The 25,903-nt window shown below is 66.6% G+C and carries 21 protein-coding genes, 2 tRNA genes and 1 pseudogene; 12 read left to right on the forward strand and 12 right to left on the reverse strand.

Annotation, left to right across the window (positions count from 1 at the left end; genetic code table 11):
• The first annotated feature begins 66 nt into the window (after positions 1–66).
• Positions 67–1,254 (forward strand): hypothetical protein, encoded by a 1,188-nt coding sequence (locus tag N4261_RS06680; RefSeq protein ID WP_261759420.1) that lies wholly within the window; start codon positions 67–69, stop codon positions 1,252–1,254.
• A gap of 146 nt (positions 1,255–1,400) precedes the next feature.
• Here the strand turns inward: N4261_RS06680 and N4261_RS06685 are convergent.
• A pseudogene (locus N4261_RS06685) lies at positions 1,401–1,514 on the reverse strand (hypothetical protein); the annotation flags it as partial.
• An 18-nt stretch (positions 1,515–1,532) separates the two neighbouring features.
• Positions 1,533–2,444 carry a LysR family transcriptional regulator gene (locus N4261_RS06690; protein ID WP_261759421.1) on the reverse strand — a complete coding sequence of 304 codons (912 nt, stop codon included), beginning with the start codon at positions 2,442–2,444 and terminating at the stop codon, positions 1,533–1,535.
• Positions 2,445–2,555: 111 nt separating this feature from the next.
• Here N4261_RS06690 and N4261_RS06695 point away from each other — a divergent pair, with 111 nt between their 5' ends.
• The gene (locus N4261_RS06695; RefSeq protein WP_261759422.1) at positions 2,556–3,347 is read left to right on the forward strand and encodes an NAD(P)H-dependent oxidoreductase; all 792 of its coding nucleotides are present in this window, start codon (positions 2,556–2,558) and stop codon (positions 3,345–3,347) included.
• 82 nt (positions 3,348–3,429) lie between these two features.
• Here N4261_RS06695 and N4261_RS06700 read toward each other — a convergent pair whose 3' ends face one another.
• The 4 genes from N4261_RS06700 to N4261_RS06715 all read right to left on the reverse strand — a co-directional run bounded on the left by N4261_RS06700 (position 3,430) and on the right by N4261_RS06715 (position 9,718).
• Positions 3,430–5,100, reverse strand: coding sequence for an ATP-binding protein (locus tag N4261_RS06700; protein WP_261759423.1), 1,671 nt, complete (start codon positions 5,098–5,100; stop codon positions 3,430–3,432).
• Positions 5,101–5,251: 151 nt separating this feature from the next.
• Positions 5,252–8,302: a sensor histidine kinase gene (locus tag N4261_RS06705; RefSeq protein WP_261759424.1), complete on the reverse strand. Its 3,051-nt coding sequence runs from the start codon at positions 8,300–8,302 to the stop codon at positions 5,252–5,254.
• A gap of 370 nt (positions 8,303–8,672) precedes the next feature.
• Positions 8,673–8,762: transfer RNA gene (locus N4261_RS06710), tRNA-Ser, on the reverse strand.
• Positions 8,763–8,887: 125 nt separating this feature from the next.
• Positions 8,888–9,718, reverse strand: a complete 831-nt coding sequence (locus N4261_RS06715) for a symmetrical bis(5'-nucleosyl)-tetraphosphatase (RefSeq protein WP_261759425.1) — start codon at positions 9,716–9,718, stop codon at positions 8,888–8,890.
• 100 nt (positions 9,719–9,818) lie between these two features.
• Between N4261_RS06715 and N4261_RS06720 the strand changes: the two genes are divergently transcribed.
• The 4 genes from N4261_RS06720 to N4261_RS06735 all read left to right on the forward strand — a co-directional run bounded on the left by N4261_RS06720 (position 9,819) and on the right by N4261_RS06735 (position 14,776).
• The gene (locus tag N4261_RS06720; RefSeq protein WP_261759426.1) at positions 9,819–11,120 is read left to right on the forward strand and encodes a hemolysin family protein; all 1,302 of its coding nucleotides are present in this window, start codon (positions 9,819–9,821) and stop codon (positions 11,118–11,120) included.
• Positions 11,117–11,857 carry a SapC family protein gene (locus tag N4261_RS06725; protein ID WP_261759427.1) on the forward strand — a complete coding sequence of 247 codons (741 nt, stop codon included), beginning with the start codon at positions 11,117–11,119 and terminating at the stop codon, positions 11,855–11,857. Before N4261_RS06720 ends, N4261_RS06725 begins: the two co-directional genes overlap by 4 nt.
• Before the next feature lie 318 nt (positions 11,858–12,175).
• Positions 12,176–13,555: a lyase family protein gene (locus N4261_RS06730; RefSeq protein ID WP_261759428.1), complete on the forward strand. Its 1,380-nt coding sequence runs from the start codon at positions 12,176–12,178 to the stop codon at positions 13,553–13,555.
• Between the two features lie 465 nt (positions 13,556–14,020).
• Entirely contained in the window at positions 14,021–14,776 is a 756-nt protein-coding gene (locus N4261_RS06735) for an N-acyl amino acid synthase FeeM domain-containing protein (protein WP_261759429.1), read from the forward strand.
• A gap of 207 nt (positions 14,777–14,983) precedes the next feature.
• Here the strand turns inward: N4261_RS06735 and egtD are convergent, their stop codons facing one another.
• Positions 14,984–15,898, reverse strand: a complete 915-nt coding sequence (egtD, locus tag N4261_RS06740) for an L-histidine N(alpha)-methyltransferase (protein ID WP_261759430.1) — start codon at positions 15,896–15,898, stop codon at positions 14,984–14,986.
• Positions 15,895–17,178 carry an ergothioneine biosynthesis protein EgtB gene (gene egtB / locus N4261_RS06745; protein WP_261759431.1) on the reverse strand — a complete coding sequence of 428 codons (1,284 nt, stop codon included), beginning with the start codon at positions 17,176–17,178 and terminating at the stop codon, positions 15,895–15,897. The genes egtD and egtB overlap by 4 nt, the downstream gene beginning before the upstream one ends.
• Positions 17,179–17,530: 352 nt before the next feature.
• Here egtB and N4261_RS06750 point away from each other — a divergent pair, with 352 nt between their 5' ends.
• Positions 17,531–18,337 (forward strand): helix-turn-helix transcriptional regulator, encoded by an 807-nt coding sequence (locus tag N4261_RS06750; protein ID WP_261759432.1) that lies wholly within the window; start codon positions 17,531–17,533, stop codon positions 18,335–18,337.
• On the opposite strand, the gene N4261_RS06755 is transcribed toward N4261_RS06750, so the two are convergent.
• Together N4261_RS06755 and N4261_RS06760 are read right to left on the reverse strand one after the other, a co-directional pair.
• Positions 18,324–18,725: a VanZ family protein gene (locus N4261_RS06755; RefSeq protein WP_261759433.1), complete on the reverse strand. Its 402-nt coding sequence runs from the start codon at positions 18,723–18,725 to the stop codon at positions 18,324–18,326. The genes N4261_RS06750 and N4261_RS06755 overlap by 14 nt on opposite strands.
• Positions 18,726–18,788: 63 nt before the next feature.
• Positions 18,789–19,571 (reverse strand): siderophore-interacting protein, encoded by a 783-nt coding sequence (locus tag N4261_RS06760; protein WP_261759434.1) that lies wholly within the window; start codon positions 19,569–19,571, stop codon positions 18,789–18,791.
• Between the two features lie 165 nt (positions 19,572–19,736).
• On the opposite strand from N4261_RS06760, the gene N4261_RS06765 reads away from it, so the two are divergent.
• The 5 genes from N4261_RS06765 to infA all read left to right on the forward strand — a co-directional run bounded on the left by N4261_RS06765 (position 19,737) and on the right by infA (position 21,682).
• Positions 19,737–20,150, forward strand: a complete 414-nt coding sequence (locus N4261_RS06765; RefSeq protein WP_261759435.1) for a MarR family winged helix-turn-helix transcriptional regulator — start codon at positions 19,737–19,739, stop codon at positions 20,148–20,150.
• A gap of 128 nt (positions 20,151–20,278) precedes the next feature.
• Positions 20,279–20,354 (forward strand) — tRNA-Thr (locus N4261_RS06770).
• Positions 20,355–20,759: 405 nt separating this feature from the next.
• A complete protein-coding gene (locus N4261_RS06775; protein ID WP_261759436.1) occupies positions 20,760–20,978 on the forward strand; it encodes a cold-shock protein in 219 nt (72 codons plus the stop codon).
• 107 nt (positions 20,979–21,085) lie between these two features.
• Positions 21,086–21,322 carry a hypothetical protein gene (locus N4261_RS06780; protein ID WP_261759437.1) on the forward strand — a complete coding sequence of 79 codons (237 nt, stop codon included), beginning with the start codon at positions 21,086–21,088 and terminating at the stop codon, positions 21,320–21,322.
• Between the two features lie 93 nt (positions 21,323–21,415).
• Positions 21,416–21,682, forward strand: a complete 267-nt coding sequence (gene infA / locus N4261_RS06785) for a translation initiation factor IF-1 (protein WP_261759438.1) — start codon at positions 21,416–21,418, stop codon at positions 21,680–21,682.
• Positions 21,683–21,903: 221 nt separating this feature from the next.
• Here the strand turns inward: infA and N4261_RS06790 are convergent, their stop codons facing one another.
• Both N4261_RS06790 and pepN read right to left on the reverse strand, forming a co-directional pair.
• Entirely contained in the window at positions 21,904–22,917 is a 1,014-nt protein-coding gene (locus N4261_RS06790; protein WP_261759439.1) for a class 1 fructose-bisphosphatase, read from the reverse strand.
• Between the two features lie 142 nt (positions 22,918–23,059).
• Entirely contained in the window at positions 23,060–25,819 is a 2,760-nt protein-coding gene (gene pepN, locus N4261_RS06795; RefSeq protein ID WP_261759440.1) for an aminopeptidase N, read from the reverse strand.
• Positions 25,820–25,903 lie beyond the last annotated feature (84 nt).

A 25,903-nucleotide genomic window follows, 5' to 3' on the forward strand; every position in this document is an offset into this window, starting at 1 on the left:
CTGATGCCTGATGCCTGATGCCTGATGCCTGATGCCTGATGGCGCCAGGACGATGGATTACCCCTCATGGAGAAGCCGCTGATGATTCGCTCGTTGCCGCGTTCGATCCGCGTCGCGCTGCTCGCGCTCGCCCTGCCCGCCGTGGTCGGCGGGCTGTGGGGGCCGACGGCGGCACGCGCGGCAGCGGTGGAGGTCACGCGGGAAGGCCGGATGCTTGAGCGCATCGACTTTCCCGACGGCCTGCCGGCCATCGGCGCCGACAAGCTGCGCCGCGAGCGGGTTCGGCAGATCTGGGCCGAGGTGGAAGCGCAGGGCAATTTCGAGCCCCTCGCCAGCCGCGACCTCCAGCGCGAGGGCAAGCGCATGCTGTTCTCGATGTCGCCGCCGCGGCGGGTGATCGATCCGGACGGCGGCGAATGGGTGGATGTCTGGGTGCGCAAGTTGGAGGAGCCCTTGGAAGGCACCACCGCCGAGCCCAAGCCCTTCAACACCGCCTTGCGCATGCTGCTGCGCTGCGAGCCGGCGTTGCGGGTCGATGCTGCCCTGGTGCAGTTGGACTCGCGCGCGGTCGTCCCGTACTACGGCAGCGCGCGTTCGTTCGATCGCGCCCAGATGGCGCGTGGCTGGATCGATCCGGCGGTCTATCGGCGTGTCTGCGGTCAACCGCTGGCGGGCGCGGGGCGCGCGAACGCTGCCTCGGAACCGGCCTCCGAGGCGGTGCCGAGCCCCGGGACCGCTGCGGCTTCCAGCGTCAGGTCCAGCGCAGCGGCGGTGGCGAGTGATCGGCTCGCTCGTCTTCGACTGGTCGCGACCCACGGCATGGGCGTGCGGTTCTACAAACGGGCCGCCTGCATCGGCGGCGGTCCGGAGGTGCGCATCGCGTCGCGGGTGAGCCGGTCGATGGCCCTGGTGCTCGGCCTGCCCGACAACCTCTCGCTCGGCATGCCGGAAAGCGAGTTTTCCCGCGCGGCCGCCGACCGCAACCGGGTGGGCAACCGCAACTACTTCCAGGAGTTCGAGATTGCTGCCGGCGAGCCCTTGACCGTGGTGATCGAGAACGGCCGCTGCCCGGCCACGGCGATGAGCTTCACGCCACGCGGCAGCGTCGACTACGAAGCCCGCTTCGAGCCTGCGGCGAACGGACGCGCCTGCGGCGTGGTCATCGGCCGCATCCAGGGCGATGCCAGCGTGCGCGAGGTGCGAATGACCCCCGCCGCGGCCTGCAATGCGGCCTCTGAGCCGAGCGATCGCTGAACAACGATCGCTGAACAACGAGCGATGAACAGCGAACGCTGAACAACGAACGCTGAACAACGAGCGCTGAACAGAGAGCGCTGAACAGAGAGCGCTGAACGCGATGTGTTGATCGGCCACGGCACGGCCAGGCGCTGCTCGCCGGCACGCAGGGCCTCCACCTCGGCATTGGGCGCCAGGACGTGGGTCTGGAAGGCCATGCCGTCGATCAGGCCCACGAGGTCCGTCACCCGCCGCCATCGTTGCGCAATCGTCCGCATGCTGCAGGCAGGCGCGTCTCAGCCGGAGGTCCCTCCGCCCACCTCAGCCAGCACGGCCTCTCTCAGCCAGCGCTGACCCGCATGACCGTGATTGCGCTCGTGCCACACCATGCACATCTCGAAGCCCTGGACCTGGAAGGGCGGGTCCATCACCCGCAGGCCGGTCGCCCGGCCCTTGACCAGACGCTCCGGCACCAGCGCCACCAGCTCGGAGCGCGAGACGATGTCCGGCACGAACAGGAATGAGGCGGCGGACAGCACGACCTGGCGTCGTTGCCCCAGCGCGGCCAGGGCATGGTCGACCGGCGTGGTGAAGCCGCCGCCTTCGGTGGACACCACCACATGCTCCAGCCGCGCGAAATCCCGCAGCGTCACCCGCTCCTTGAGCAGCCGATGCCGGCGGCGCGCGATCATCACGTAGCGCTCATGGAAGAGATGCCGGATGCGCACCCCGGGCGTGGCTTCGGTCGGCGTGAGGAAGCCCAGGTCGATCTCGCCGCTGGCCATCTGCGCCTCCAGCCGCGCCGGATCGAACTGCCGCACCGCCACCCGGATGCCAGGCGCCACCGATCGCCAGCGCAGCACCAGCGGCTGCAGAACCGCCACCTGCATGTAGTCGGAGCAGGCGATGTTGACGGTGAGGTCTGCGCGGCTCGGATCGAAGTCCAGTTGCGACGTCACCGCATTGCGCACCTGATCCAGCGCCTGGCGCAGCGGATCGAGCATCGCCAATGCCTTGGCGGTAGGCGTCATGCCGCGTTGCGCGGGCAGCAGCAGCGGATCCTCGAAGGCATCCCGCAGCCGGCTCAGTTGGGCGCTCACCGCCGGTTGGCTGAGGTGGAGCCGCGCTGCCGCGCGGGTGACGTTCTGCTCGGTCAGCAAGGCTTCCAGCGTGACCAGCAGGTTCAGGTCGAGTCGTCCAAGGTCCATGGCGGTCAGATCCAGCTATCCATGGCGTGGATGGTAGGACAGCAGAAAGACGATTTCACCGATGGCGATTCAACACCCAGACTGCGAGCCATGTTTGACATGGAGATCCTCATGAGCAAGAACGTGCTGATCGTGCACGCCCATCCCGAGCCGACCTCGCTCACCCGCCAAATGGCTGACGTCGCCGACGCCGCGCTTCGCGCCGCCGGCCATACGGTGGCTCGGTCCGATCTGCATGCGATGGGTTGGAAGGCGGTGGTGGACGGCGATGATTTCCCGTCCCGCGTTGATCCGGAGCGCCTGTCGGTGGTGGCGGAATCCGGCCACGGCTTTGCGACCGGGCAACTGACCGAGGATGTCCTGGCCGAGCAGCGCAAGGTGCTGGCGGCAGATCTGGTGATTCTGCAGTTCCCGCTGTGGTGGTTCGGCATGCCGGCCATCCTCAAGGGCTGGATCGATCGCGTGTGGGCTTACGGGCTCGCCTACGGTGTGCAAGGCGCTGGCAACCGCCATCGGTACGGCGAAGGCGGCCTGCAGGGGCGCCGTGCCTTGGTGTCGGTCACCACCGGCGGCCCGGCGAGCGACTACGGTCCCCGCGGCATCAATGGCGCACTGGATGAACTGCTGTTCCCGATCACCCACGGCATGCTGTTCTACCCCGGCATGTCGGTTTTGCCGACGCATGCGGTCTACGGCACCAGCCGTTTCGATGCCACGCAGGTGGAGGCGGCCAAGGCCGCCTGGCGCGATCGACTCGCCGGCATCTTCGACGAGCCCCCGATCCGCTATCGGCGTCAAAACGGCGGCGACTATCCCGACCTTCACGTCCTGGCGGACCACATCGCGCCAGGGATCGAGGGCGTGCGGGTGCATGTCGAGAGCGCGGGCGCCGATCGCGCGTGATCATGCGTGTTCACGCGTGACTGCAACTGCACCCGTCGTCCTGCGGCGGGCCCGGTCGCTGACGGGGCACGGCGATGAGACGTCAGCCGCTCACCCAGGACGAAGGGGGCGTCCACGGCCGTGGCGGCCGCGCCGGTTGGCCGCGGCTGGCCAACAGGTCGCGATGGCGAAAGCCCACCTGGATCTGTTCGCCTGCGGCCATCAACTGCTGTTGCGCAAAGCTGCGGGCGACCGCATGCAGGCGATAGGTCGGCAGGTCCTGGCCGGGACAGGGGAAGAGCCAGCTTTTCATGACCAGGCCGTGCACCGCGGCCAGCAACTCATGGCGCGCCATCAGCTCCGGGGAGGCGAAGGTGAGGATGTCGCTCAGCGGCATCGCACCACGGAAGACCGAGAGCCAGCGCAGCAACTGCTGCTCCCGCTCGTCCAGCAGGTCATAACCCCACCGCAGCAGCGCCTCCAGGTTCTGATGGCGCGAGATCGCATGGCGGTGCGCGCCACAGAGCAGCAGGAAGCGATCGTCCAGGCTCGACGCCAGCGCCTTCAGGCCAAAGGTGCGCACCATCGCGGCGGCATGCTCGATCGCCAGCGGCACGCCGTCCAGGCCTTGGCAGATGTGGGTGATCCAGACCGCATCGCTGTCGGTGGGCTCGAAATCCTGATCAGCGGCTCGGGCGCGCTGGAGGAAGAGTTCGATGGCGGGATAGTGCAGGGCCTCGGTCATGGACGAGACCGAGGCATCCGGCATCGGCAGGCAGGGCAGCAGATGCACCTGTTCGCCCACGACCCGCAGCGGCTCGCGGCTGGTGAGCAGCAGATGCAGGCCGGGGGTGGGCGCGAGCAGGGTTTCGACCAGTGCCGCCGCTGCCTTCACCACATGCTCGCAGTTGTCCAGGATCAGCAACTGCCGTCCCCCCGTCAGACGCGAGCCGATGCGGTCGAACAAGCCTTCGACCGCCGTCTCCACACCGATGACCTTGGCGATGCTCAGCGCGACATCCACCCTGCAGGCGGTGGCGGGCAGCATCGACAGATCCACGAACCAGACCCCCTGCGCGTAACGATCACCGACCTGGCGGGCCACCGCGATCGCCACGCTGGTCTTGCCGATGCCGCCGGGGCCGACCAGTGTCACGAAGCCGTAGCGGGCCAGATGACGGTCGAGCGCGTCCAGTGTTTCCTCGCGACCCAGCAACCCGCAGTCCAGCCGCGGGATGCGTCGATGGACGGCGACCGGCGTGGGGTTGAGGAGCGCGCGCGGTACGGCGTCGGGGCTGGCGGACGGCTCATTGCGGGTGGGGACGCTCAGCGCGGCGTGGCGAGCGGCGTCGGTGCGTCGGGCGAGGGCGGCGGGCCGCGGGGGTGCCGCGAGCGAGGCGTCGCGGTCCGGTGCGCCGCTTTGCAGTGTGGCGGATGTGGGACGCACCTCCAGCGGCGGTGGCGCCATCGCAATGGAGGGCGCAACAAAGCTGTAGCCGCGGCCGGCGATGTTGGTGATGTAGCGCGTGCCGTCGCCTGAACCCAGTGCCTTGCGCAGCGCGGCCATGTGGACCCGCAAGGTGTTGTCCTCGACCACTTCATGCGGCCAGACCTGGGCCATCAGGTCCTGCTTGCTCACGACCGCACCGGCGCGCTCCACCAGCGCGACGAGCAGGTCGAGCGCGCGCGCGCCGAGCTTGATCTCGCGCTGGCCCTCAAAGAGCTGGCGGCGCGGAACCAACAGGGTGAACGGTCCGAAACGGTGGCAACTCATGGTGATGAGATCCGGTGGATCGGTGGTGGCGTGGCGGGATCAGCGATCAAATGGTGCAGTGCGGGAAAACGAGTCGCATCGTCGGTGGTCTGGCCGGGCGCGTCACTTCCCCGATCGAGGGTGATGGGGCGTTGGCGCGCGCGCTCGGCCGTCAGTCTTCGCAATCGACGGCGATCGGCCACCAGGGACGCTCGAAAACGCCCCAGGCGGGAAAGCGCATCGTCAGGGTGGTGCCGTCGCCAGGTGCCGAATGAATCCGGGCCCGTCCCGACAGGCCCACGCTGCGGTCGCTCAGGCGAGCCAGGCCGCCGTTTGCCACGCTGCCGATCCGGTCGTTGTCGACGCGGGGCCTCGCCATGCCGATGCCGTTGTCCGTCACCTGCAATCGCAGGCCGTTCCACCGATAGGTGACGGTGACCCGGATTTCAGTGGCATGGCTGTGTTGGAAGGCATTGGCGATCGCGTCCTCGCCGATCCGCAGCAGTTGATCCCGGGCGTGGGGCCGCAGCTGGCGCGGGGGGCCATCCACATCGAGCAGAAAGCGAGCGCCTCCGTCCGCCGCGAGCCGTTCACCGAAGTCCGACAGCGCCGCGGCGAGATCCGGGGCCGGGGCGGGTGCGGCACGCAGGGCGGCGACTTGTTCGCGACCTCGCTCGATGAGCTGATCGGCCCGGTCCAGCGCGGCGTCCATCAGCGCCCGGTTGGGGTCGCCGCCGGACATTCGATTGGCGACCTTCTGGAAATGCAGCGTCAGGCCATGCACGCCTTGCAGCAGGGTGTCGTGGATGTCTTGCGCGATCTGTTCGCGCTCGTCCATGCGCAGCCGCATCAGCCGTTGCTCGTGCCGCGCCACCACGCGGGTGCGCCAGCGGACCCCCAGTGCCAACAGCAGCAAGACGGCCACGGCGGCGAAGGACCGGAACCACAACGTCTGGGTGAGGGTCGGCTGAAGGAAGAATCGCATCGTGGCGGGCGCCGGTGCGTCCATCGCTTGGGCTGACAGGCCGTGGCCCACCACGGCCCGCACCTCCAACCGATGCCGGCCTGCCGGCAAGTGGCTGTAGGACAGTTCCCGTTGCGGGCCGAGTTCGCGCCAATCCTTGTCGACACCCTCAAGCCGGGCCTGGAATCGCAGTTGTTCGGTCAGACCCAGGTCCAGGGTGGTGAAGCGCACCGAGACGGTCTGCGTACCCGCAGGCAGGTCCAGGCCCTCGCGATACGGCTTCCAATGCTGATCGGCCGCCGCTTCGAGCCACACCACCGGCGGCGCACGGCGAGGCGGCGGAAGCTGGCGCGGATCCAGGCGGGCCACGCCATCCAGGCCGGCGAACCACAGCGCGCCGGTGGCGTCCGCCACCAGGCTGGAGGCTGGCGCGAGTGCGGTCGCGCCGGAGGGGTAGCCGTCGGCCGAATCGAACACCTGCAGAGGCACCGGGCGGCTGGGATCGTGGTCGAAGGCGAGGAGTGCCTTCGCGCTGATCCGCACGGCGCCGCGCAGGCCGTTGAGCCACAGGTCACCGTCCGGGCTCTCATGGGCGCCGGTGACGCCGCGCAGCGCCTCTTCCTCATCGCTGCGCAACGCATGGAAGCGATCGCCGACGCGCAATTGCAGCCCGCGGTCGCCGACCACCAGCAGGCGGTGTCCGACATGAAGGAAGGTCACGGCGCCCACATCCAGGCCGTGGTCCGGGCCGAAAGCCGTGCTGCCCAGGGCATCGGAACGGATCAGGCGGTTGGTGGGATAGCCGGTCCAGACGGTGCCTTCGCCCTCCAGGGCAAAGGCGGTGGGCTGCTCGGCCTCCAGCCCGCGCATCGGCGCCGGCTGCCATTCCGAATCGCGGAGCAGCCTCAGGCCCTTCTGATGAAAGAGGGCCCACAAGCCTTGCCGATTGCGGGCCAGTTGTCGGCAATCATGAGGTCCGGTGGGGTCGAGCAGGGGGAGGCGGTGGGCGGCGTCGCCCTCCAGACGCCAGACGCCGCTGCTGGTGCCCAGCCATTCGGTGCCGGAAGGGTCTCGAAGCAAGGCGCGGATGCGGCCGCCCTCCGAGGGCCACGGCAGTTGCCGCCAGCGTCGCGCCCGCCACCGCCAGAGCATGGGCCCCCGAGTGGCCTCCACGGCCCCCAGCAACAGGCCTTCGGGCTCCGGCTGCAGGACGAAGTTGGTGGCCGAGCCGGACGGGCTGAAGCGCGCCAGCAGCGTGTCGCGAAAACGATCCAGTCCGGTCTGCGTCGCGACCCACAGGCTGCCGTCGCGGTCTTCCAGGACGGTCATGCCGATGTCGCTGGACAGGCCATCGCGCCGATCGAACTGTTCCTCGACCGGCGGCAGCGAGAAAGCGCCGTCTGCCATCCGGTGACCGGTCGGCAGGCGCGATCGGCACAGGCCGGCGGGGCAGTACACGCTCCACAGATTGCGGGCGCGGTCGACATAGATGGAGGAGGAGTCCGGTTGCGGCGGTGCTTGCGCATTTCGCGCGCCGGTGTCGGGCAGGGGCTGAACCCTGTCGTTGAAGATGAGCCAGCTTTGACCGTCGATGATGCGGGCGCTGCGGGGGGCGGGATCGTGACGATCGACGGTTTCGAAACGATGGCTGCCGGCGCGCAGGCGGAACCAGCCCTTCGGGCTGATGACCCACAAGCCGCCGGCGGCGTCGACAAAGGTGCCGGTGACGCTGGTCGCGGGCCATCCCCAGTCGGCACCGGCGCGTTGCCAGGTCGTGCCCTCGTACACCAGCAGTTCGCCACCCACGTTGGCCCACACCAGACCGTTGGGCAGGACGGACAGGCCGAGCGTCTGGCGCGACGGCAGATCGTCGGGCAGGGCAAAGGTGGTGGGCCTGCCTTGGGCGTCGATCCGGGCGATGCCGCCGGCGAGCAGGCCGACCCACAGCTCGCCTTGCGCGCCAGCGGCGACGGTGCTCACCGGGCGCTCGCCGAAGCCGGGATCATCGATCGGCGCGAGGCGCTCGAACCGCACCCCGTCGAAGCGGAACAATCCGGAGGTGGTGCCCAGCCACAGCCAGCCATCGCGGGTCTGGCTCATCTTGCGGATGCCCAGCGGGGCGCCGTCCTTGGTGGTCCAGCGGGTGTGGTGGAACTGATCGAGTGTGCGGTCTCGGTCGAGGGCCCAGGCGGGCGCCATCCCCATCCAGACAAAAGCCGCCAGCAGGGTCCAGCCCGGTCTGAGGAAGGAGGAACTCAAAGCGGCGACCTGTCGAAGGGGAGGCGGGGCATGCGAGAAGCGCGCCTGCATGTTCCCAGCGGTGCCGGGCGGCGTCACTTCCCCAATCGAGGCATAGGGGGCGGAGCAGGGAGAGGGGCTCGGCTTGCCGCACAGGCGGCACGGAGGCGGGCAGTCCACGCACTCACGCGGTCAAGGAAATCGCAATGAAGCAATGGTTCCCGCTTGCTGCCGTGATGGCGCAAGTGCTCGGCCGCGGTGGCCTAGGGGTTAGGGAGGTGCGGACCCGTCAGTTGCGCCCGCGCCGATGCGGAGCGGGGACGGTTGGCGCGGCGTCTGAGGCGTCGGGATGGCTCACGGCACGCCGGCGCGCAGCCACTGCAAATCCTGCTGGTGGAAGGCGTGGGATTCGAACCCACGGAGGGCGTGAGCCCTCGCCAGTTTTCAAGACTGGTGCCTTAAACCACTCGGCCAGCCTTCCACAGAAGCCCGCGATTGTAAGGCCTTGGAAAGCCCCCGCGACCCACCCGCCATGGCGCGACGCCAGTCTTGCGCGTGCGGCTGATCTGAATCAATCCGCAGTTCGTGCGCGGACCATGCCCTGGATCAATCCATCCCCGGCTTCTTGGCCTGGGTGCACGGCACCTGAAGGATCTCCTGCACCTGTCCGTCCAGCACCCGCGCGGCGGTCAGTTGACCGCCCCACACGCAGCCGGTGTCCAGCGCGAGCAGGTCGTCGCGCTGAACCAGGCCCAGCGTCGACCAGTGACCGAAGGCGATCGGATGGCCCGCGGTGCGGCGCCCCGGCACATCGAACCAGGGCAGATAGCCGTCGGGCGCCAGGCCCAGGCCTTCTTTGGTCTTGAAGTCCAGCCTGCCCTTGGCGCTGCAGAACCGGATGCGGGTCAGCACATTGATGATGAAGCGCAAGCGGGGCACGCCGGTGAGGTCCTCGCTCCAGCGGTCGGGCTCGTTGCCGTACATCTGCGGCAGGAAGTCGGCCAGGTCCGGGCTGCGGAGCAGGGTGTGGACCTCGTCCGCCAGCGCCAGCACTTGGTCGGCATCCCATTGCGGCACGACGCCCGCATGCACCATCAGCCATCCCTGCGCACGTATCGCCAGCCGCTGGTGACGCACCCAGTCCAGCAGCGGCTCGCGGTCGGGCGCCTGCAGGATCGCGTCCAGCGTGTCGCTCTTGTGGGGGGCGCGCACGCCGGCGGCGGTGGCCAGCAGGTGGAGATCATGATTGCCCAGCAAACACTGGGCGGCATCGCCCAGTGAATGCAGCCGCCGCAGCGTGGTGAGGGAATCCGGACCCCGGTTCACCAGATCGCCCAGCAGGTAGATGCGGTCGCGGGAGGGAGAGAAGTCGATCTTCTCGAGCAGTCGGGCCAGTGCGTCGCAACAGCCTTGCAAATCGCCGATCAGGTAATGCATGACCGGGATTCTGCGGTGTTCGTGTCACACCGGCTCTGCTAACCTTGTCAGCCTTGTGTTTTGGGCGCGACTCAGGGTTTGTACCGAGTCCGCGCTGTCAATGGATACCGCCCTAGTTCTCTTTCTCATCCTGCTCAACGGTCTGTTCGCCATGTCGGAGATGGCCCTTACGGCGTCCCGCAAGGCACGTTTGCAAGTCATGGTGGAGAGCGGCGAAGGCGGCGCGCAGGCCGCCATGGACCTGCACGAGAACCCCACCAAGTTCCTCTCGACGGTGCAGATCGGCATCACGTCCATCGGCGTGCTCAACGGCATCGTCGGTGAAGCGGCGTTTTCCGGCCCGCTGGCTGATGTGCTGCGCGCCAACACGCCGCTGAGTGCCCGGGCGTCCGACTACACCGCCACCGGCCTGGTGGTGCTGGTGCTGACCTTCGTGACCATCATCTTCGGCGAGCTGGTGCCCAAGCGCCTGGGCCAGATGTTCCCGGAGAACGTCGCCCGCCTGGTCGCGCCGCCGATGGAGATCATGTCGCTGATCACCCGGCCGTTCGTCAAGCTGCTGAGCTTCTGCACCGAATTCACCCTCAAGCTGCTGGGCATGGGCGGCCGCGCCAACCGGCTGGTGACCGAAGAAGAAATCGCTGCCAGCCTGGATGAAGGCCGCGATGCCGGTGTGATCGAGGAACACGAGCACCAGATGGTGCGCAACGTCTTCCGGCTCGACGAGCGTCAGATCGGCTCGATGATGATCCCGCGCGCGGAAATCGCCTGGCTGGACATCACCGATCGCCCCGACCAGGTGCTGCAGATTCTGCGGGCGCACGGCTACAGCCGGTATCCGGTGTGCCGCGGCGGGCTTCACGATGTGGTGGGCGTGCTCAGCGCGCAGAATCTGCTGGCCCGCGCACTGGCGGGCGAATCGCTGGATCTGGCCCAGGGGCTTGACGCGCCGGTGTATGTACCTGAGACGCTGTCCGGCATGGAACTGCTGGCCCATATGCGGGGCGCTGAGACACCGCTGGTGTTCGTGGTGGATGAATATGGCGAAGTGCAGGGCGTGGTCGCCATGCGCGATGTGCTGGAGGCGATCGCGGGCGAGTTCAACTCGTCCGACGGCGCGGATGCCTGGGCGGTGCAGCGTGCGGACGGCAGCTGGCTGATGGACGGCCTGATCCCGGTGACCGAGCTGAAGGACCGCCTCGACTTGAAGGAACTGCCCGAGGAAGACCGCGGGCGCTACAACACGCTGGCCGGCATGGTCATGCTGCTGCTGGGGCGCCTGCCGCGTACGGCCGATGTGGTGGAGTGGGACGCGTGGAGATTCGAGGTGGTTGACCTCGACGGCAAGCGTGTGGACAAGGTGCTGGTCTCGAGACTGGCCGATGATGGAGTGAGTGAATGAGCAACCCCCCGATGTATGGCAATCTGGTCCCGCTGGACCGCACGCAGCACAAGAACCTGCGCATGAGCACCGTGAAGTCCTCGCTGGACCGCATCGCGGGGCTGAATTCGCTGTTCGTGGCGGTGGCCGAGTTTTCCGACGCCTGCAAGGATTTCCCGGTGGTGTTCGTGCGCGTGGGCGCGGCCGTGGAGGGCCAGCGTCAGGCGGTGGCACCGCTGGCCGTGTTCGGCCTCAAGCCAGGCAGCAACCTGTTCATCAAGGACGGCCTGTGGACCGGTCGCTACCTGCCGGCCTACATCCGCCGCTACCCGTTCGCGATGGCCCGCATCGACGACGGCGAAAACATGGCACTGTGCATCGACGACGCCTGGGACGGTTTCTCGCAGACCGACGGCGCGCCGCTGTTCGACGACAAGGGCGAAGCGACCGAGCTGCTGCTCAACGCCAAGAATTTCTGTGAGGAGTTCGAGCGCGAAGCCGACCGCACCCGCCAGGCCTGCGATGTGCTGCAAGACCTGAACCTGCTGCAGGACATGCGCTTCGAGGCGACCATGAGCAGCGGCGAGAAGCTGGACGTGGATGGTTTCATGACCATCAATGAAAAGGCCCTGGCCGAGCTGCCGGACGACAAGGTGCTGGAACTGCACCGCAACGGCCTGCTGGAGCTGATCACGATGCATCGCGTGTCGCTGGGTCACATGTCTCGCCTGGCCACCCAGTACCAGCCGGTGGCCTGAGGGCCTGGTTCCGCTGCCCGCGTGGCGTCGGACGGCCTGGCCTGACCGGGTCTTGCCGTCGCGCTGACGGGTCGACCGGACCGTGACGCGGAGGGTGCTTCTTTCTCCGATCGCGCTCTCTGCGAATGCGCCACGCGCGCCTGACTGCGGAACGTTCCGCGGCAGGCGCGTTTTGCTTGCGGGCAGCCGGTGTTGGTGGTCAGACCGATGGTCGCGTCGCTCCCCCCAAACGGTGGGCGAAGAACGACGCGGGTTTGCGTGAAGGTGAGGAGGCGACCTGCGTCGCTAGCATTTAGAGGCCCGAAGAGGTCGTGATCCATGTTGTTTGAGGTTTTTTTGTCATCCCCTGCGGTGGAGGCGGTGTTTTCACCGACCGCGGTGGTCCAGGCCATGATGGATGTCGAGGCCGCGCTGGCGCGCGCCCAGGCCCGAGCCGGGCTGATGCCGGCGACGGCGGCGCAGGCCATCGTGAGCCTGTGTCGCGCGGAGCTGTATGACGTCCCGGCCTTGCTGGCGGCCGCGCCCCGGGCGGGCAGCCTGGCCATGCCGGTGGTGCAACGGCTGCGAGAGACGGTCGCGTTGTTCGACCCGTCGGCGGCCGCCTATGTGCATCGCAGCGCGGCGGCCCAGGACATCGTCGACACCGCGATGGTGCTGTGCACCCGCGAGGCGCTTCGGTTGATCGACGATGATCTGCTCACGCTCTGCGGTCATCTGCTGGACTTGGCCGAGCGCCATGAGGCGGTGCCGATGCTGGGGCGCACCTTGATGCAGCCGGCGCAGGTGATCAGTTTCCGCTTCAAGGTGATGAACTGGCTGATGCCGCTGCTGCGCAGCGCTGAGATGCTGCGTCGTCAGGCGGATGCGGCGCTGATGTTGCAGTTCGGCGGGCCGGTGGGCACGCTGGACAGCCTGGGCGAGCATGCCGAGGCGGTGTTGGAGGCGATGTCGCAGGACTTGCGCCTGGCCGTGCCCGACATGTGCTGGCATACCCAGCGCGACCGCGGCATGCGGCTGGCGGCCGAAATCGGCATCATGTGTGGCGCCCTGGGTAAGCTGGCCCAGGATGTGGCGCTGATGGGCCAGGCCGAGGTCGAGGAGCTGAGCGAGCCGCAGGCCGATGGCCGTGGCGTCTGCATCACCTTGCCGCACAAGCACAACCCGGTGGCGGCGCAGCAGGCGATGGCCGCCGTGCAGCGCGTGCCGCAGCGCATCGCCAGCATGTTCAGCTGCATGACGCCCCAGCATGAACGCGGTCTGGGCCAGATCCAGGCCGAACTGGCGGAATGGAACGGCCTGTTGGGCAACGCCCACGCCGCCGTGCAGGCGCTGGCCCAGTCGATGGCAGCGCCGACGGTGCGCCCGGAACGGATGCGCGCCCACGTGGCTGCGCGGCAAGGGCTGGTCGCCAGCGAGGGGCTGGAGTTGCTCCTGCTGCCGCGGCTGGGTCGTCAGCGCACTGCCGCCATGTTGCAGGACATCATCCACCGCGTGCGGCAGGGGCAGGGCTCCATGCGAGAGATGCTGGTCCAGTCATTGGACCAAGGCGAATTGCCCGCCAACGCCATTGCCGAAGGCGACCTGGATGCTTTGTTCGACATGGACACCAGTGCACGCCTGGCCGACCAGCGCGTCGAATCGCTTCTTCAGGACGCACGGCGCCGCTGCGATGCGCTTGCCTCGCGTCCGCTCGGGTGAGTGTTCACGGCGCCTTGCCGGCGTCCGCGTTGAGACCTTTGCGTTTGCCGGGAAACGGTTCCGACGCATGGACCTTGAATTCCCCCAGACTCTGAGAGGCTTTTAGCTCCCAAAAGGGGTGACATTGAAGCCAAGGCATTCCGCATGGCGAACATTTGCACCCGAAGTTACCCGATCGGCGTTTTTCCGGAGACGTTGAGCCAGCGGCTGAAGGCAACGCGATCGCCATCCCCCAAAGTGGGGCGCCAGCCCAGGCAATTGGCGCTCCGCAAGGTTGGTGAGCACTCTTTCACCTCGTTCCCTCATTCGCGGGGTATCGCAGTGATGGGGGATTGACCAGCCCCAAGGACCCGGTACAGACCCGTAAGCCCATCGTCGCAATTGTTAACTATCGTTGCAGCCGGAATTAATTACTTTGGGTGGAGCCTAGACTTGCCTCCATAACCGATGAGTCTGGAGTTGGGAATGAGCGACGAAGCAAATCTATCGAGCATCGAGCTGGAGGCCCCTGCGAGCGCATTGCAGGCCTACCAGTCGATTCCGCGACAGATGGCGTTTTCGCGCTCTGGCTCGATTGAGCTGGTTTCTCGGGACACCGAACAGGGCCCGATTGAGATTCGCGCCTTGATGGAAGAGACCAGCCATTCGCTGGTCGAGCGCCGTTATGCGTCGCGGGGTTACAAGCTGAGCCGCTCGGCGGACGTCACGCTGGGGGCGTACTGGGAAGGTCGTCTGGTGTCGACCTTTGGCATGCGTCGGGATGTGGGCGTGCTGGGCGCCGACCAGAGTTTTCCGGATGAAATGGCGGCCATGCGTGCCCGCGGCTGGAAGATTTGCGAGCTGACCCGTTTTGCCGCAGATCCGGAGGGCCCGTCAAAGATGGTGCTGGCCAGCCTGTCGCATCTGGCCTATCTGCATGCGGCCCACCACTGGGGTGCGGACTATCTGGTGATCGAGGTGAATCCGCGTCATACCGGCTTCTACCGCCGGATGTTGGATTTCCAGACCCATGGCGAACAGCGGCTGCATCGCGGCGTCGGTGCGCCGGCGGTGCTGATGAGCCTGTCGATTCCGTACGGCTCGACCCTGGTCAAGAAGCATGGCGGCAAGCTGGCCGAAGGGCGTTCCCGCACGCTGTTCCCGTATTTCTTCTCCGTCGACGAAGAAGCCCATCTGCGTGACCGCCTGGCGGACGTGTACGGCTACGGTTACGACGCCTGAGAGATCGCTGACCGGGCGGCGCTGGCATCGCACCTTCGCGCAGGGACGGCATCGATCCCGAGTCGCACTGGGGGCAGCACCCCAAACAAAGGCCCGAGCTCGTCGCTCCGGGCCTTTGTTGTTGTCCGAAACAGGCTGAGACGGCGCAGGTTCAACCTGTTTGCCGGTGCGTTCATTCGACCGGGTCACCCTGGTGTGCCGTCGGCCTCAGGCCGCCAGCCAGTGCAGGCTGAACCACTTGGCATCATCCGTCCAGACGGTCTGGGGAACAAAGCCGGCCTCGCGGGCGAGCTGCTGGAAGGTCTCGACGCTGTACTTGTAGGAGCTCTCGGTGTGCAGGCTTTGGCCGGGCACCAACGGATAGCGTCGCCCTTGCAACTGCAGCATCTGGGGGCCGCGCGGCAACAGGTGCATTTCGATGCGCTGCCGGCGGGGTTCGTAGAAGGCGTAATGGTCGAAGCCCTGGGCGTCGTATTCCAGCCCCAGCTCCCGCTGAGCGTGTCGCAGCAGATTGAGATTGAACCGGGCGGTGACGCCCTGCGCATCGTTGTAGGCGGCATGCAGCAAGGCGGGGTCCTTGATCAGGTCCACGCCGATGAGCAAGGCGCCGCCATCCAGTTCGGTGCGAAGCAGCTTGAGGAAGGTCAGCGCCTCCTGCGGATCGAAGTTTCCGATGCTGGAGCCGGGGAAGAAGCCGATGCGGCGCCCGCCCTCCGGCGCCTCCGGCAGCCGATGCGCGCGGGTGAAGTCGGCGATCACCGGCGTGATGCGCAGGTGGGGGTACTCACGCCACAGGCTTTCGCAGGCGGCCAGCAGATGAGGGCCGGAAATGTCCACCGGCGCGAAGCTGTGCAACTGCGGCGCATGCGCCAGCAAGCGCCGGACCTTGACCAGCGCGCCCGCGCCGTACTCGATCAACTGCGCGGACTGCCCCATGCGGGCGGCGAACTCCGGCGCGTGCTGGTCGAGCAAGGCGAGTTCGGTGCGGGTGGGGTAGTACTCCGGCAGCTCGCAAATGCGCTCGAAGAGCGAAGAGCCCTGGGCGTCGTAGAAATACTTCGGAGAGATGCTGTGGTCGGGGCCAGCCAGCGCGGCGTGAAGGTCTTCAGCGAAACTGCTCATGCGTGGATCTCCGCGCGTGAACGCGCATCGCGGGCCAATCGCAGCCCGGTGAACTGCCAGCGCGCGGCTGGCGGGAAGAAGTTGCGGTAGGTCGATCGGGTATGCCCCGGCGGGGTGGCCAGGCTGCCGCCGCGCAGCACCAGTTGGCCGACCATGAACTTGCCGTTGTATTCCGCGGCTGCGCCTTCCAGCGGGCGGAAGCCCGGGTAGGGGTGGTAGGCGGAGCGCGTCCACTGCCAGGCCTGGTCGAACAGTTGCGACATGCCCGGCAGGGCGCTGGCGGCCTCCCATTCGAATTCGCTGGGCAGTCGTGCACCGGCCCACTCGGCATAGGCGGCCGCTTCATAGAAGCTGAGCTGCATCACCGGGGCGTGGTCGTCCAGCGGATGGACGCCGTTCAGGCCGAACACGGACCAGGCGACCTGCGATGCCGGGGCGTCCTGTTCGTTCTCGCTCTCGCTCGCTTTCTCGTCCTCGATCCAGTAGAGCGGCGCGCGCCAGCCTTGCGACTTCACCGTCGCCCAGCCGTCGGACAACCACCAGCGCGGGTCGCGGTAACCGCCGTCCTCGATGAAGCGACGGTATTCGCCACAGGTCACCAGGCGGCTCGACATCTCGAAAGGTTCCAGCCAGACACGGTGTCGCGGCCCTTCGTTGTCGAAGGCGAATCCGGTCTCGTCGCCGTCGGCATGGCCGATCTCGACCAATCCGCCGTCATGGGCGAGCCAGGATGATGTGCTGGCGGAGATCGCTGTGGGCTGGCGTTCGATGAGCGCGGGCCGCCAGGGATGGCAAGACAACAGGTGGAGCGCATCGGTCAGCAGCAATTCCTGATGCTGTTGCTCGTGCTGCAGCCCCAGCGCGAGCGTCGGTGCCACCACCGCCTGCCAGAGGGGCTCCGCACATTGCGCGATGAGCTGATGCAGATGCCGGTCGACGTGGCTGCGGTAGTCCCGAACCTCGGTCAGCGAGGGCCGGGTCAGCAGGCCACGCTGCGGGCGAGGATGCCGAGGCCCCAGGCCTTCGTAATAGGAATTGAAGAGGTAGTGGTAGCGCTCGTCCAGGGGCTGATAGCCCGCGAGATGCGGGCGCAGCAGCAGCGCCTCGAAGAACCAGCTCGTATGGGCCTGATGCCATTTGGCCGGACTGGCGTCCGGCATGGATTGGGCGGCCTGATCCTCATCGGACAGGGTCTCCGCCAAGGCCAGGGTATGACGTCGCACCGCATCGAAGCGACGCGACCATTCGCGCCGCTGATGCGGCAAATCCGGATCCGACATGCAAGCAACTCCTGCGGCCCGTGGGGGCGAGCCGCACAACAACGGTAGCCGATTTGGCCATGCCGCGCCCGCCTTGGGCCACTCTCCTAAGGCGGAGGCGGCCGCCAAACTGACACCGCCTGTCAGTAAGGGCAAGGACGATTCCCGGCCGACGGGACAGGGATGACCAGAAGTCAGACGGCCCGCTGGCAGATCGGCTCGTCGGCGCAGAGAACGACGTCTGCCTGCGGGACAGTCATCCGCAAGGCCCGCCCCCCAGCGCCCAGCCGATTCATCGTCGCGTCATGCGATGGCGGCACCCTGCGCTCGATCCGGTTGCTGATGGCCGGACCGCTGCCACCTGCTCATGCCGATGAACCTGCTGTCCTCATTGCCGCCGCCGGAACTCGTCGCAGATCGCCAGGACGCGGTGCCGCCGGACTGGCTGCTCGATCGCCTGTTGGCCGAGCGGCTGCTGGAGGCCTTGTGGACCGCTCGCCAACCGACCACGCCGGCGCAGTTCTTCGTTTGGAGCCAGAGCCGGATGCAACCGATGCTGCCGCATCAGTTGCTCGTGTGTGTGTCGGAAAGCGCGCCGTCGGCGCGGCTGTCGGCGCAGGTGTTTCATCTTCGGCCGGTACCGCAGGCCTTGGTGTCGCAACTCGAATCGCCGGAACATGGCTTGTGGCTGCAACTGATGCGCCGCTGGCTGCCGGGGCGTCGGGCGTTGTTCATCGACTTGCTGGGGGAGGCGCCTGCCGGCGTGTTCCAGACCCTGTTGGACGCGGGCTTTCGGTCGGTGATGGTGCACGGCGTGCCCGGACCGGGCGAGCGCCCCGAAGCGCTGTTCCTGCTCGCCGGCGATGGCTGGCCGATCGACCAGGTTCAGCAGTTCGAGCTGCTGGTGCCGGCGATGCATGCGGCCTGGCGACGGGCACGATGGTCCTCGCGCAGTCCGCTGGCGCCACAGCGGATGCTGGACCTGGTCACGCCTCGCGAGCAGCAGATCGTGGAGGGCATGCGGGCGGGGTTGAGCAACGAGGGGATTGCGATCCAGCTGGGGATCAGCATGTTCACGGTGAAGAACCATGTGCGCAAGATCCTGCGCAAGCTCGGTGCCAGCAACCGCGCTCAGGCGGTGGCCATCGCGATGACCCGGCGGGAGATCAGCGAGGGCTAGCCTGGGCGCTGCGTCGCCGTCCCGCCAAACGGGTGAGGAGCAGGTGCACGCCAACGCCAAGGGCCGCGCCGATCATGTCGGCGACCACGTCGCGCGCATCGGCATCCCGGCCGGGCACATGGGACTGGACCCATTCGATCAGGATGCCGTAGGCCAACAGTCCGGTCAGCACCGCCCAACGGCGGTTCCCGCTCGGACGCAGACACTGCAGACCAACGACCGCCAAGGTGCCGAAGGCGGCGAAATGGTTCGCCTTGTCCCATCCCAGGTCGGCGCCCTGGGGCGGGTGGGGACTGAACGCCAGCCAGCTGATGACAGTCACCAGCGCCAGGAACAGCACACGCCAAGCCAGGCGCCATTGGGGATTGAACAGGAGATGATCGATCACGGCAGCCCGCCTCCGGTCGGGCGGCTGCAGTGTGCCACGGGCCTGCGGCCGGCCTTGCTGGCCTTATTCAAGAGCTTCGTGGTGGTTGCTCGCCCCGCGCTTCCAGTAGGCCGAGGCGCGGATGGCGTGCCGGTCGTGGCCCTTGTCCTCCACCAGCATTCGACGCACGGCCGCCACGGTCGACGCCTCACCCGCACACCAGGCATAGCCTTCGCCGGGCGGCAGCGTGAGGTCGCCAATGGCCGAGCGCAGGGCCTCATCGCCATCGACCCACCGCAGGTCGACATGGGCATGCGTCTCCAATGGCCGACGGTCACTGGCTGGGACATTGAGCACGACGAGCGCGCGAACGCCGGCGGGCAGTTCCTCCAGTCGGCGCGCCACGGCAGGCAATGCCGTCTCGTCGCCGATGAGTAGATGCCAGTCGTAGTCCGTCGGGATGATGAAGGAGCCGCGAGGTCCCGCCACGGTGAGCGATTGGCCGGGCTGCGCCTGTGCCGCCCAGTGGGCTGCGGGCCCGTCACCGTGCTGGGCGAATTCGATCACCAGTTCACGGGATGACGTGTCGTATCGGCGAGGCGTGTAGTCGCGCATGACCGGAGTCTCACCGTCTGCGCTGAAGATCAGCTTGATGTGGTCATCGAACGAGGCACTGATGAAGTCGTTCAGCGATTCGCCGCTCAGCGTGATGCGACGAAAGTGCGGCGTGATCGATTCGACGCGCATCACGGTGAGCTCGCGTCGTTTGATCTCGTGACGAACCCGCTTCACCCGGCTGACCGCGCTGAGTGGATCGGCGGCCGGCGCGCGGTGGGAGGGGGCTGGCCCGTCGCCGGGAGCGGCCATCGACGGGGCGAGGGTGGGGAGGGGGAATGGCTCGGGGGAGTCGTCGGCAGGGCGGAGATGGGAGGTCATTGAAGGCAGGATCTGATCGGTTGATAATGTCATCAATAATTTCGCATTCGATTGATAATGTCAACCAACACCACGAGCGGCAGGGGCAAGGAGGATGTGCTGGAGCTGATCCACACCGTCATGCATCAGTACCGTGCGCGGCAGTACCGGGTGCTCAAGGATGGGCCGCACGACATCACCCACATGGACGGCAAGGTGCTGGGATTCTTCGCGCGCCACCCAGGCGCCACGCAAAGCGATCTTGCCCAGCACAGCGGGCGCGACAAGGCGCAGCTGGCGCGGCTGATCAAGGGGCTGAGAGAGCAAGGTTTGCTGGAGGCGGAGGCCGATGAAGCGGACCGCCGCCACGTCCGGTTGCGGCTGAGCGCGCAAGGCGATGCAGTGAATCAGGCGTTGCGGCGGCAGGCGAAGCAGCTCTCGGCGTTGGCGGTCGAAGGGCTAGACGCTCAAGAGCAGGAGATGCTCCTGAAGCTGCTGCAGCGGGTGAGGTTCAATCTCGATCTGGGATGAGGTCCGCGACCTCCATGCTTGCCGGCCAAAAAAAGTTGCCCTATACTCCAAGGCTCTGCTGACGACCGCCCGCATGATTGTTCATCTGAATTGATGGCCATCCAGCGACGGTGAATCGTCAAAAGAATGCCGATGTAGCTCAGTTGGTAGAGCAGCGCATTCGTAATGCGAAGGTCGGGAGTTCGACTCTCTTCATCGGCACCAATTCGAAGGCCTGAGGTTGCAAGACCTCAGGCCTTCTTTCTTTTCTGGTCTGCATTTTTTGGGTCTGCGCTTTGAGGTCTGTTCAACTGCGACCCAAGGTGGCTCCCAACGGGAACCCAAGAAGTCCCGAATCACCGTGACGGCAATGCGACGCGCAGCGAACTCCGCAGAGACCCATAGCGGAAAACCAAAACCTTGTGCTATATTCGGGAACATAGATACGCACAAGACCGTTTATCAAGGTCTTTATCTGCAGCCCCGCCGGTCATCCCCTGACCCCACCTCGCGCGAGCGGCTCGCTACAGCATCAACTCCCGCTGACTGTTCTTGAGTGTTTCTGTCTCCGCATCGCCATGTGGCGGCGGAGTGTTCTCGCTCATCTTCTTAATTTCCAAAGGAAACACCATGTCCAATCAAACGCAAACCGGTACCGTGAAGTGGTTCGACGACGGCAAGGGCTTCGGCTTCATCACGCCGGCTGACGGCTCCAAGGACCTGTTCGCCCACCACTCGGAAATCCGCAACAACGGCGGCTTCCGTACCCTGGCCGAAGGCGCCCGCGTCGAGTACGAGGTCAAGGAAGGCCAAAAGGGCCTGCAGGCCGCCAACATTCGCGCGCTGTAATTCAACACGCGATCACGTGGCAGGGCACGTCTAACATCCCTGCAACATCCAAACCGCGCCAAGACGGTGATACTGACCAGTCAAGGCGCACACACCTCAAAAAAAACATGCAAAACAAAAGCATTGAGGTGGGGCGTTACCTTGTCTCACCTATGACCAAACCCCATGTCGACGGCGGCTTTGCCGCTTCGGTCTCGATTCGTTCGGGACGCGGCATGTCCAGCATCGATCGCGTGTGGCGCTTCGTGCCAACGTTCCCGAGCCAACAGGCAGCCCTGCGTTACGCTACGGCGGAAGGTACGGCTTGGGCGCGCAAGAGCCTCGCGACGCTCCTCCCCGCATGACGGGGACCGAGCGCCAGGCCGGCACACCTGATCGAGACGCGGCCCGCCCGGGTGCGGACTGCGGCTCACCACCACACTGACAAAGGAGAACCCGTGGCAAAGGAAGAACTCATTGAAATGAACGGGGTGGTGGAGGAAGTGCTGCCCGACTCCCGTTTCGCTGTTGTGCTTGAGAACGGCCATCGCCTGATCGCCTACGCCTCCGGCAAGATGCGCAAGCATTTCATCCGCATCCTGGCTGGCGACAATGTGTCGCTCGAGCTGTCGCCTTACGACCTCAGCAAGGGTCGCATCACCTTCCGGCACATCCAACGTGGTGCTGGTGGCGGTGCCCCCCGGCCGACGCCGCATCGGCGTTGATGAGTCCCCGCTGCGGCCAGTTGCCGCAGCGATGGGTCTCTTGCCCATTCACCTGCGCTTGCCCGACTCGCCATGTTGTCACTGGCCGGTTGAGCAGCAAAAAGGCCGCCCTTGGGCGGCCTTTCTCATTGTGGCGTGCTGATCAAGTCCCGATCAGTGGAGGATCAGGCGCACGGCGCTGATCTGCATCGCCGTCCACCGCCCTCGTCACGTTTCAAGCCTCAAGGCTTCGCCTCAAGGTGATAGGCGGTAATCCGCTCCACTTCTTTCTTCGAGCCCAGCACCACGGACACCCGCTCATGCAACTGGGTCGGCTGCAGGTCCAGGATGCGCTCGCGTGCATTGGTGGCGGCACCACCGGCCTGTTCCACCAGGAAGGCCATCGGATTGGCTTCGTACATCAGCCGCAGCTTGCCGGCCTTCTTCGGTTCGCGCTTGTCCCAGGGGTAGAGGAACACACCGCCACGGGTCAGGATGCGATGCACATCCGCGACCATCGACGCAATCCAGCGCATGTTGAAGTTCTTGCCGCGCGGACCGTCTTCGCCGGCCAGGCATTCGTCGATGTAGCGCTTCACCGGCTCGTCCCAGTGGCGCATGTTGGACATGTTGATCGCGAATTCCTTGGTCTCTTCCGGGATCTTCACATCGTCGGCGGTCAGTACCCAGGAGCCTTGCTCGCGGTCCAGGGTGAACATGGCCACGCCGTCGCCCACGGTGAGCACCAGGGTGGTTTGCGGCCCGTAGACGCAATAGCCCGCAGCCGCCTGTGCCGAGCCGGCCTGCAGGAAGTCGTCCTCGCTGACGCCCTTGCTGCCCTCGGGCTTCTTCAGCACCGAGAAGATGGTGCCGATCGAGACATTCACATCGATGTTGCTGGAGCCGTCCAGCGGATCGAACATCAGCAAGTACTCGCCCTGCGGGAAGCGATTGGGCACCAGATGGATGCTCTCCATCTCCTCGGACGCCATCGCGGCCAGATGGCCACCCCATTCGTTGGCCTCGATCAGGACTTCATTGGCAATGATGTCCAGCTTCTTCTGGACCTCGCCCTGCACGTTTTCCGATCCCGCCGTGCCCAGCACATCACCGAGAGCGCCCTTGTTGACGCTGATGGCAATGCGCTTGCAGGCGCGGGCGACCACTTCGATCAGCAGCCGCAGCTGCGACGGGATGTGGCCATGCAGGCGCTGCTGCTCGACCAGGTACTGGGTCAGGCTGACGCGTTGACTCATGAAACGACTCCGGATGGTTGAAAAACTCGTCGCAATCGTGGGCGAGGCGCGCTTGGCTGGGGCCTGGGAGCGGGACCGACCGCACCGGTGAGGTGTCGGTCAGTCGTCGCTCCCGTGCGCGCCATCGGCCTGATCCGCCCGATCAGCCTTGCGCAGCGGCTTCGGCGGCCGGTGCTGCGGCGGGGGCGTCGCTGGCGGGGCTGACTGCGGCCCACTGCGGATCCATTGCCAGCGCGCGCTCGACAATCTCCCGCACATCGTTCGACAGGTCCGGCTTGGCCGCCACACGGGCGATCGCCTCGCGGGCAGCGCTGCGATAGGGCTGGGCCAATGCAGTCCATCGGTCCATCACCCGCGCCAGACGGCCGGCGACTTGCGGATTGATGGCATCGAGCGCCAACACCTGTTCCGCCCAGAACACATAGCCGGCGGCGTCGCGGCGATGGAAGGCGGCGGGGTTGAACATGCACAGCGAGAAGATCAGGCTGCGGGCGCGATTCGGATTCTTCAGCGTGAAGTCCGGATGCTTGAGCAACTGCTTCACCCGGGCGAAGGTGCGGCCCTCCTGCTCGGCGGCGCGACCTTGCAGCGCGAACCATTTGTCGATCACCAGCGCATCGTGCTTGAACTGGCTGTGGAAACGCGCCAGCGCGCTGTCGGCCAGTTCGGCATGGGCATTGACCAGCGCGGACAGCGCGCCGAGCCGGTCGGTCATGTTGCCGGCGTCCTTGAACCGTTGATAGGCGCGACCCGGCCAGACGGTGTCGCCGCTGCGGGTAGCCTGCAGCACCAGCATCGACAGCGCCAGGTTGGACAGCGCACGTCGGCCGCTCTGCACCGGGTCCGGTTGGTAGCCGCCGGCGACCTGATGCGCGTCGTACGCCCAGACCCAGTCGGCCTGCAGCGCGGCGGCCAGTTGCTCTTGCGCGGCCGCCACTGCGGCGTGCACCGCCTGCGGATCGACGTCGCTCAATTGCTCGGCGATATAGGCCTCATCCGGCAGTTGCAGCGCCAGCGCCTTGAATGCGGGCTCGAGTGCGGGATGACGCAGCACGGCACGCATGGCGTCGAGGTAGGCGGCATCGAGCGTGAGCGGCTTGCCCGATCGCACCGCGCCCAGGATGCGCGCCAGCGCCAGGCGCTGGCTGGCTTCCCAGCGGTTGAAGGCGTCGCTGTCATGCTTGAGCAGCACCAGCAGTTCGGCGTCGCCCAGACCGTCTTCCAGCACCACCGGCGCCGAGAAACCGCGCAGCAACGACGGCACCGGCGCCACCGGCACATTGACGAACACGAACGACTGTTCCGCCTGGTCCAGCACCAACACCCGCTCGGTGTCGGTGGCGCCCGCGGCGCCGTCTTCACCCTGCAGCATCAGCGGCAGCGCCTGGCCGTCGGGCGAAAGCAGGCCCAGCGCCACCGGAATCACCTGCGGCAGCTTGCCGTCCTGTCCCGGCGCGGGCGGATTGACCTGCTGCAGCGCCAGCGTGTAGGTCTGCGTGGCGGCGTCATAGTGGCCGCGGGCCTGCAGGCGCGGCGTGCCCGCCTGCGCGTACCAGCGCTTGAAGGCATCGAGCCGCGTCGACAGGGCCGAACCCGGGTTCGCATCGGCGATCGCCTGGGCGAAGTCGTCGCAGGTCACGGCTTGGCCGTCGTGGCGCTCGAAGTACAGCGACATGCCCTTGGCAAAGCCGTCGCGTCCGACCAGCGTCTGGTACATGCGGACGACTTCGGCGCCCTTGTCGTAAACAGTGGCGGTGTAGAAGTTGTTGATCTCGACGTACTGGTCCGGGCGCACCGGATGCGCCATCGACCCCGCGTCTTCCGGGAACTGGCGGGCCCGCAGGCCGCGCACATCCTGGATCCGGCAGACCGCACGTGCGCTGGGCGTGGCGGCCATGTCCTGGCTGAACTCCTGATCGCGGAAGACGGTCAGGCCTTCCTTGAGCGAGAGCTGGAACCAGTCGCGGCAGGTCACGCGGTTGCCGGTCCAGTTGTGGAAGTACTCATGCGCGACGATGGATTCGATGCGCTGGAAGTCCGCATCGGTCGCAGTGGCGGGCGAGGCCAGCAGCGCCGAGGTGTTGAAGATGTTCAGGCCCTTGTTTTCCATCGCGCCCATGTTGAAGTCGGACACGCCGACCACCATGAAACGTTCCAGGTCCAGGGGCAGCTGGAAACGGGCTTCGTCCCACACGACCGAGGCGATGAGCGAATTCATCGCATGTTCGGTCTTCTCCAGATCGCCGCGGCGCACGAACACCTGCAGCAGATGGTCCTTGCCGCTGCGGGTGCGGATGCGCTGTTCGCGGGCCACCAGGTCGGCCGCCACGAGGGCGAACAGGTAGCTGGGCTTGGGGAACGGGTCATGCCACTTGGCGAGGTGGCGGCCGTTGTCGAGCTCGGCGGTTTCCAGCAGGTTGCCGTTGGACAGCAGCACCGGGAAGCGCGCCTTGTCGGCACGCATCGTCACCGTATAGACCGCCATCACATCCGGGCGGTCCATGAAGTAGGTGATGCGGCGGAAGCCCTCGGCCTCGCATTGAGTGAAGAAGCCGCCGCCAGAGGTATAGAGACCGGACAGCGAGGTGTTCTTCTCGGGGCAGCAGGTGTTGCGGATCTCGAGCGTGAAGTCCGCATCCGGCACGTTGTCGATGACGAGCTCATGGCCTTCGGTGCGGAAGGACACGCTCTCGCCGTCGATCAGGACGCGCAGCAGATTCAGTTCCTCGCCATGCAGACGCAGCGGGCCGTGGGCCACGGCGGCGTTGCGCTCCAGGCGCATCTTGCTGGTCACCAGCGTCTTGGCCGGATCCAGGTCGAAACACAGGTCGACGGTGCGGATCCAGAAGATGGGCGCGACGTAGTCCTCGCGGCGGATGAGGTTGGCAGTGCCTTCACGCATGTCGGTCATCCTAAAAAAGGTCAGGCCGGCCGGCCCGACAAAGTGTCAATTCACGCCGGCCAAGCCGACGACAGCGGGCCGCGC

It is taken from the genome of Roseateles amylovorans, assembly GCF_025398155.2.
In the GTDB taxonomy this organism is placed as follows: Bacteria; Pseudomonadota; Gammaproteobacteria; order Burkholderiales; family Burkholderiaceae_C; genus Roseateles; species Roseateles amylovorans.

Bases quoted from the DNA above. Each gene is read 5' to 3' on its own strand.
- N4261_RS06700 (WP_261759423.1), bottom strand. From the start codon at position 5,100: ATGAGTTGCCACCGTTTCGGACCGTTCACCCTGTTGGTTCCGCGCCGC.
- N4261_RS06750 (WP_261759432.1), top strand. From the start codon at position 17,531: ATGAACCTGCTGTCCTCATTGCCGCCGCCGGAACTCGTCGCAGATCGC.
- N4261_RS06725 (WP_261759427.1), top strand. From the start codon at position 11,117: ATGAGCAACCCCCCGATGTATGGCAATCTGGTCCCGCTGGACCGCACG.
- pepN (WP_261759440.1), bottom strand. From the start codon at position 25,819: ATGCGTGAAGGCACTGCCAACCTCATCCGCCGCGAGGACTACGTCGCG.
- N4261_RS06760 (WP_261759434.1), bottom strand. From the start codon at position 19,571: ATGGCCGCTCCCGGCGACGGGCCAGCCCCCTCCCACCGCGCGCCGGCC.
- N4261_RS06735 (WP_261759429.1), top strand. From the start codon at position 14,021: ATGAGCGACGAAGCAAATCTATCGAGCATCGAGCTGGAGGCCCCTGCG.
- egtB (WP_261759431.1), bottom strand. From the start codon at position 17,178: ATGTCGGATCCGGATTTGCCGCATCAGCGGCGCGAATGGTCGCGTCGC.
- N4261_RS06715 (WP_261759425.1), bottom strand. From the start codon at position 9,718: ATGCATTACCTGATCGGCGATTTGCAAGGCTGTTGCGACGCACTGGCC.
- N4261_RS06780 (WP_261759437.1), top strand. From the start codon at position 21,086: ATGCAAAACAAAAGCATTGAGGTGGGGCGTTACCTTGTCTCACCTATG.
- N4261_RS06730 (WP_261759428.1), top strand. From the start codon at position 12,176: ATGTTGTTTGAGGTTTTTTTGTCATCCCCTGCGGTGGAGGCGGTGTTT.
- egtD (WP_261759430.1), bottom strand. From the start codon at position 15,898: ATGAGCAGTTTCGCTGAAGACCTTCACGCCGCGCTGGCTGGCCCCGAC.
- N4261_RS06690 (WP_261759421.1), bottom strand. From the start codon at position 2,444: ATGGACCTTGGACGACTCGACCTGAACCTGCTGGTCACGCTGGAAGCC.
- N4261_RS06720 (WP_261759426.1), top strand. From the start codon at position 9,819: ATGGATACCGCCCTAGTTCTCTTTCTCATCCTGCTCAACGGTCTGTTC.
- N4261_RS06790 (WP_261759439.1), bottom strand. From the start codon at position 22,917: ATGAGTCAACGCGTCAGCCTGACCCAGTACCTGGTCGAGCAGCAGCGC.
- N4261_RS06775 (WP_261759436.1), top strand. From the start codon at position 20,760: ATGTCCAATCAAACGCAAACCGGTACCGTGAAGTGGTTCGACGACGGC.
- N4261_RS06680 (WP_261759420.1), top strand. From the start codon at position 67: ATGGAGAAGCCGCTGATGATTCGCTCGTTGCCGCGTTCGATCCGCGTC.
- N4261_RS06695 (WP_261759422.1), top strand. From the start codon at position 2,556: ATGAGCAAGAACGTGCTGATCGTGCACGCCCATCCCGAGCCGACCTCG.